The sequence below is a fragment of the Microbulbifer sp. JSM ZJ756 genome, assembly GCF_044383805.1.
Taxonomy (GTDB): Bacteria; Pseudomonadota; Gammaproteobacteria; order Pseudomonadales; family Cellvibrionaceae; genus Microbulbifer; species Microbulbifer zhoushanensis.
In genome coordinates this window covers 1-6,816 of sequence record NZ_JBISER010000022.1, presented here as the reverse complement: position 1 = coordinate 6,816, position 6,816 = coordinate 1, and the positions used below count along the sequence as shown (strand labels likewise).

At 65.6% G+C, this 6,816-nt stretch carries 2 protein-coding genes; both read left to right on the top strand.

Annotated elements, in window-relative coordinates:
- Positions 1 to 1,743 (top strand): hypothetical protein (locus ACH6CX_RS18405; RefSeq protein WP_396676200.1); only part of this gene is annotated, 1,743 nt, incomplete at its 5' end.
- A gap of 8 nt (positions 1,744 to 1,751) precedes the next feature.
- Positions 1,752 to 6,816, top strand: a 5,065-nt coding sequence (locus ACH6CX_RS18400; RefSeq protein WP_396676198.1) for an OmpA family protein, incomplete at its 3' end; no start/stop codon positions are given.

Here is a 6,816-nt window from a genome sequence, read left to right as displayed (position 1 = left end):
ACACTGCAGAGCGACGAGAACGGTTACTTCCAGTTCGACGGCCTGGTACCTAACGGCACTGGTGGCCCGGAGTACGAGTTGCGCTATGTTGCGCCCTCTGCCGGTGCCAACACGGCGTCACTGGGTAATGCGGATTCCGACTTCACCAACGGCCCGCAGCAGATCACCGAGATCTTTGTTGGCTCGGGTACCAACCCGCAGGACCTGAACCTGCCGCTGACGCCGAATGGCGTGGTGTATGACTCGGTGCTGCGTGCTCCAGTGTCCGGTGCCATCGTCACCATGCTGCACGTGCAGAGCGGGGCGGAAGTGCCGGACGCCTGCTTCGATGATCCGAAGCAGCAGGGCCAGGTGACCAGTGCCGGCGGCTATTACAAGTTCGATATCAACTTCAGCAGTGCCGGCTGCCCGGCCAACGCCGATTACCTGATCCAGGTTCAGTTGCCCGGTGAGGACTACGTAGCGGGCGAGTCGGCGATTATCCCGCCGCAGACCAATGTGGATACCGCCGGCTTCGATGTGGCGGCCTGCCTGGGCAGCGCCGCGGATGCGGTGCCGGCGACGGCGGACTATTGTGAGGCACAGGCATCCCCGACCCTGCCGCCGCTGGATATTGATGCGCGCAGCCCGGAGACGGATTACTACCTGCGCCTGACGCTGGATGACAACCAGGTGCCGGGAGAGAGCCAGCTGTTCAACAACCACATTGCAGTGGATCCGCAGCTGGATGGGGCACTGTCGATCACCAAGACGGCGGCGATGCTGAACGTTACCCGCAGCCAGCTGGTGCCGTACACCATTACCTTCAGTAACTCGCTGGCAGTGCCGCTGACGGACCTGCAGCTGGTGGACTTCTTCCCGGCAGGCTTCAAGTACATCGCCGGCTCGGCCCGCGTCGATGGCGAGGCGATCGAGCCGGAGGTCAACGGCCTGCAGCTGAGCTGGTCGGGCCTGCGTGTCGACCCGGAGCAGACCCGCACAGTGAAGCTGTTGCTGGTGGTTGGTTCCGGTGTAGGCGAGGGCGAGTACGTGAACCGTGCGCGGCTGTTCAATGGCCTGTCCGGCCAGCAGTTGTCGGGCGAGGCCTCGGCCACGGTACGGGTGATCCCCGACCCGACCTTCGACTGTACCGACGTGATCGGCAAGGTGTACGACGACAAGAACATGAACGGCTACCAGGATGCCGGTGAGGGCGGTGTGCCCGGGGCGCGGGTGGTGACCGCCACCGGCCTCAATGCCACCACCGATGCCCACGGCCGTTTCCATATCACCTGTGCGGTGGTGCCGAACCAGGATCGCGGTTCCAACTTTGTGCTGAAGCTCGACGACCGCAGCCTGCCCAGCGGTTATCGTCTCACCACGGAAAATCCGCGGGTGCAGCGCGCCACGCGGGGCAAGATGATCAAGTTCAACTTCGGCGCCGGCCTGCACCGCGTGGTGCGCCTGGACCTGGCCGAGGCGGTGTTCGAGCCGCAGACCACCGAGCTGCGCCCGCAGTGGCACTCGCGCACGGAGCTGCTGCTGGAGAAACTGGCCGAGGCCCCGTCGGTACTGCGTCTGTCCTACCTGGCCGAGAATGAGGATCCGGCGCTGGTAGAGCGTCGCCTGCAGGCGATCAAGGCGCAGGTGGCCGAGGAATGGGCGGCCGAATACGGCGATTATGAACTGACCATTGAAACCGAGGTGTTCTGGAGGCGCGGTGCGCCCCCGGGCAGTGGGGATGGAATCGGGGGATGGGAGTGATGTCCTCTATGCAAAGTAACAAGCACAGTGCCTGCATGCGGGCCAAGACAGATAGCGGCATCAAGCCACAGGTCCCCGCGATGGCACTGCGTCCCCTGGCCCTGGCCGTGGCGGCCGTGCTGGCCCTGCCGCTGCAGGCCCAGGAATCCACCACTGCGGTGAGCGAACCGGCCTGGTGGGAAGTGTGGAAGCAGGTCCCGGGTCTCACCACCGATGTGGAGACCACGGCGGAGTACACCGAGCAGCCGGTGGGCAACAACACCGAGACCATGACCCTGGGCCAGCCGCGCCGGCAGTGGGTGCAGGATGCGTCGCTGTTCGTGGAGGCGATGGAGCCGGTGGTCGAGGAAAACGCGATCGGCCCGCTGCTGTATGAAAGCGTCGATGACGATATCAGCGAGGAGGCGGTTGCCGCCCTGCGGGAAAAACTCGCCGCCCTGGGTGAAGTCCATAACCTCCGCCTGCACTTTGTCGGCCATACCAGTGCGGGTTCGCTGAGCCAGCAGGAACTGGCGGAGTACCTGGACAAGGAAGAACTGTCCCGCGCGCGGGCGAAGCTGGTGGCGGAGTATATGCAGCTGTCGCTGGACCTGCCGGAAGACGCGGTCAGCTATGAAGGCCTTGGCGATGCCGAGCCGGCGGTGGAAAACATTACCAGTGTGGGGCGGGCGCAGAACCGCCGGGTGGAAGTGCGTCTGTCCTACGACGAGCTGGACGAGGCGGCACAGGCGGAAATGGCCCGCGCCCAGGCGCTGGACCTGAACCGCATCAAGGTGTGCCGTCAGGAGACCGTGTGCCGGCTGCGCTATGCCGATGGCAGCGACCAGCGTGCGCGGATCAAGAACCTGGTATCGCCGCTGCGCTGGGAGCCGGGCCAGGTAGACCTGCCCGAGGCCTTCGTGCGCCGTATCCGCGAGGTGCGCGCACAGATGGCCGATCGCCAGAACCTGGTGGTGCACTTTGTCGGCCACACCGATGGGCAGGCACTGCCGGAAGGCCCGGCGGAACTCTATGATAACCCGACGGCCCTGTCGCAGGCGGAGGCCCGCCGGGTGGCACTGGCGGTGCGGGATGCCCTGGGCCTGCCCGCTTACGCGGTGACCTTCACCGGCAAGGGGGCCAGCCAGCCGATCGCCGCCAACGATACCGCCAAGGGCCGCGCCCTGAACCGCCGGGTGGAAGTGGAGTTCTGGTACGACGACCTGATGGAAACCGCCGGTGACGGCATCCAGGCCTGCCCGGAAAATGCCGGCGCCGAGACCATCACCATCGCCCACGAATCCCCCAATACCACGCTGCCCACCATCCGCTTCGAGCAGGGCGACCCGGTTATCTCTGACGGCCAGCTGGCGGCGATCCGCAGTGTCATGAATGAAGTGGCAGGCAAGGCCAATGTGCGTGTGGGCTTTGTCGGCTACACCGACAACGAGCGCATGGAGCGCCGCGAGGCCATGGTCTACGGTGATGACGTGGGCCTGTCCCGGGCCCGCGCGCGCCGGGCGATGGAACAGGTGCAGCAGCGCCTCGCCCTCACCGACGAGCAGGTCACCTTCGAGGGCCGCGGTTACGTGCAGTCCGACGATGTGGTGTCCACCGGCTTTATCGAGATGGGCGGCGCCCGCGTGGAAGTGCAGGTGCTCTACGACGAACTGGCGGTACTGGCGGAGCAGGATCGCCTGGCCATCGAGCGCATCGACCGCGAGGCACAGGCCAACAATCCCTACGCGCTGAACCTGATGCGCATTACCGTCGACGGCAGTCCCGAGTACGACCCGTACCGCAACTCCGCCGACCTGCAGCGCTGTACCGACCTGGCACTGGAACAGGCCAATATCCAGTTCCGCTTCGACAACCAGAAAATGGCCCCGCGGCTCAACGTCAGCGCCTGGCCCACCACCGTGCGCTACGCCGACGACCCGGACACCGAGGTCGATGACAGCCGCGTCGAGTTCCAGCGCTACACCAACTATCCGGCCTTTATCGAGCGCGCGGAAGTGCGCGTGTTCGAGGAAGAGCAGTCCGTGCGCGACGAGCCGGTGGCCGTGGTGCCGCTGGACATCGACGGCCGCGGCGCCTGGAGCGCCGACATGGAGGCCTTCGAGGCGCCGCTGAAAAAACTCCAGTATGTACTGCGCGCCTATGATGATGCGGGTCGCTACGACGAGACCAAACCCCAGTCCCTGTGGCTGGTGGACCGGCTGGACCCGCCGCAGCAGGAAGCCGACCCGGAAGAGGAGCTGCTGGTGGGCTACGGTGAAAACCGCCTGGCCCGGCAGGGCATCCCGCTGGACGGCAACTCGGTGCTGGTGAACGGTGGCCAGATCCCGGAGGACCACACCGTATGGGTGGCGGGGCGCCCGGTGCCGGTCAGTGACAGCGGCGAGTTCGTGGCCGAGGAAATCTTTACCCGCGGCCTGCACACCGTGGAAGTGGCGGTGCTGGACGAGCAGGGCAACGGCGAGCTGTTCCTGCGCGACCTGCGCTTCCGCCGCAACGACTGGTTCACCGTGGGCATCGCCGACCTGACCATCGGCATCGACGACACCAACGGCCCGGCGTCACTGGTCACCGGTGACGAGACCCACTACGACAACTCGGTGAGTTACGACGGTCGCCTGGCGTTCTACACCAGCGGTGACTTCGGCGAGGGCTGGAACCTGTCCGCCAGCGCCGATACCGAAGAGGGTCCGGTGGACGAGCTGTTCTCCAACTTTATGGAGAAGACCCCGGATGCGCTGTTCCGCCGCCTGGACTCGGACCTCTACTACCCGACCTTCGGCGACGACTCCACCGTAGTGGAAGACGCACCGACCTCCGGCAAGTTCTACGTCAAGCTGTCCAAGTACGACGACTACGGCATGTGGGGTAACTTCAAGGCCTCCTACACCGACAACGAACTGGCCCACATCGACCGTGCCCTCTACGGTGCCAATGCGCACTACGAGACCGACGACGTCACCAGCTTCGGCGAAAAGCGCTTCGAGATCGATGGCTTCAGTGCCGAGCCCGGCACCATCGCCGGTCGCGACGAGTTCCGCGGCACCGGTGGCTCGCTCTACTTCCTGCGCCACCAGGACATCCTCGCCGGCTCCGAGCGGGTGCGGGTCGAGGTGCGGGACAAGGACTCCGGCCTGGTGCTGGGGGTCAAGAACCTGACCCCGGTGATCGACTACGACGTGGACTATATCCAGGGCCGCATCCTGCTGAACCGCCCGCTGTCGGCCATCGCCAGTGACAACCTGCTGATCCAGGACGGTTCCTACAACGGCAACCCGCAATACCTGGTGACCCGCTACGAATACACCCCGGGCTTCGAGGAGCTGGACACCCTGGCCGTGGGTGGCCGTGCCCACTACTGGCTGGGTGACCACGTGAAACTCGGTGTGAGCGGCAGCCAGCAGGATGAGGAAGACAACGAGTCCTCCCTGCAGGGCGTCGACCTGACCCTGCGCGCCAGTGCCGGCAGCTGGGTCAAGATCGAGTCCGCCACCAGCGAGGGCAATAACCTCGACAGCCTGTCCTCCCTCGACGGCGGCTTCAGCTTCAGCCGCAGCGGTGCGGATGGCTTCGACACCGTCGAGGCGCTGAACCCGGATCCCAAGGCCACCGCCAACAAGGTGGAAGGCAGCCTGCACCTGGGGGATGTGTTCGAGGGGGCGCGCGCTTCAGGTACCTTCTACCACCAGGAGCGCGAGGCGGGCTTTGCCGCACCGGGCCAGCTGGTGAACCAGGACACCACCCAGAGCGGTGCCAGCGTCAACCTGCCCATCGGCGAGCGCTTCGATGTGGGCGTAAAGGCCGACCAGCGCGAGCAGGAATACGGGCTGCAGACCTCCGCGGTCGACCTGTCCGTGGGCTACCGCATCAATGAGAAATGGCGGGTGACCACCGGTGGTCGCGCCGATACCCGCGAGGACTACTCACCGGTGGTGGCACCGACCCAGACCCAGGGTGACCGCACCGACGTGGCAGTGGAAGCGGCCTACAACTCCGGCGCCGACTGGAGCGCGTTCGGCTTCGTGCAGCAGACCATGGAAGTGACTGGCAACCGCGATGAAAACAACCGCGTCGGTCTCGGCGGCGCCTACCGGGTGAGCGAGCGCCTGACCCTCGACAGCGAACTGTCCGAGGGAGACACCGGCACCGCCGCGCGGCTCGGCACTGACTACCTGATCAGCGACCGCACCAACCTGTACCTGAACTACACCCTCGACAACGAGCGTACCGATACCGGCGTGCGTGCCCGCAAGGGCAACATGGCCAGCGGCTTCCGCAGTCGCTACTCCGACAGTCTGAGTGTCTACGGTGAGGAGCGCTACACCCACGGTGACGTCTCCACCGGCCTGACCCATGCCCTGGGCATGGACCTGGCGCCCAGCGACCGCTGGCATTACGGCACCAGCATGGAAGCTGGCACGCTGGAAGACCCGCGCACCGGTGCCCAGACCGAGCGCCGTGCCGTGGGCGCCAACGTCGGCTACAGCACCGAGGCGGTGCGCCTGTCGTCGGCGGTGGAATACCGTACCGACACCATGGAAACGCCGGTGGACGCGGACACCGTGACCGAGTCCGAGCGGGAGACCTGGCTGCTGAAAAACAATGCCAGCTACCAGCTCAACCCGAACTGGCGCCTGGTGGCGAAGCTCAACTACTCCGACAGCCAGAGCTCCCAGGGGCAGTTCTACGACGGCAAGTTCACCGAGGCGGTGATGGGCTACGCCTACCGCCCGGTAGACAACGACCGGCTGAACACGCTGATGAAGTACACCTACTTCTACAACGTGCCCACTGCCGGGCAGGTGACCGTGGAGAATACGGCGGCGGAGTTCATCCAGAAGAGCCATATCTTCTCCGTGGACGCCAGCTACGACCTGACGCGCCGCTGGACCCTGGGGGCCAAGTATGCGTACCGTCTGGGCCAGCTGAGCCAGGACCGGGTGGACCCGGAGTTCTTCGACAGCCGTGCGAGCCTGTACGTGCTGCGGGCGGACTGGCACTTCGTGCACGAGTGGGACCTGCTGATCGAGGGTCGTATGCTGGACCTGCCGGATGCACAGGACCGTCGGAGCGGCG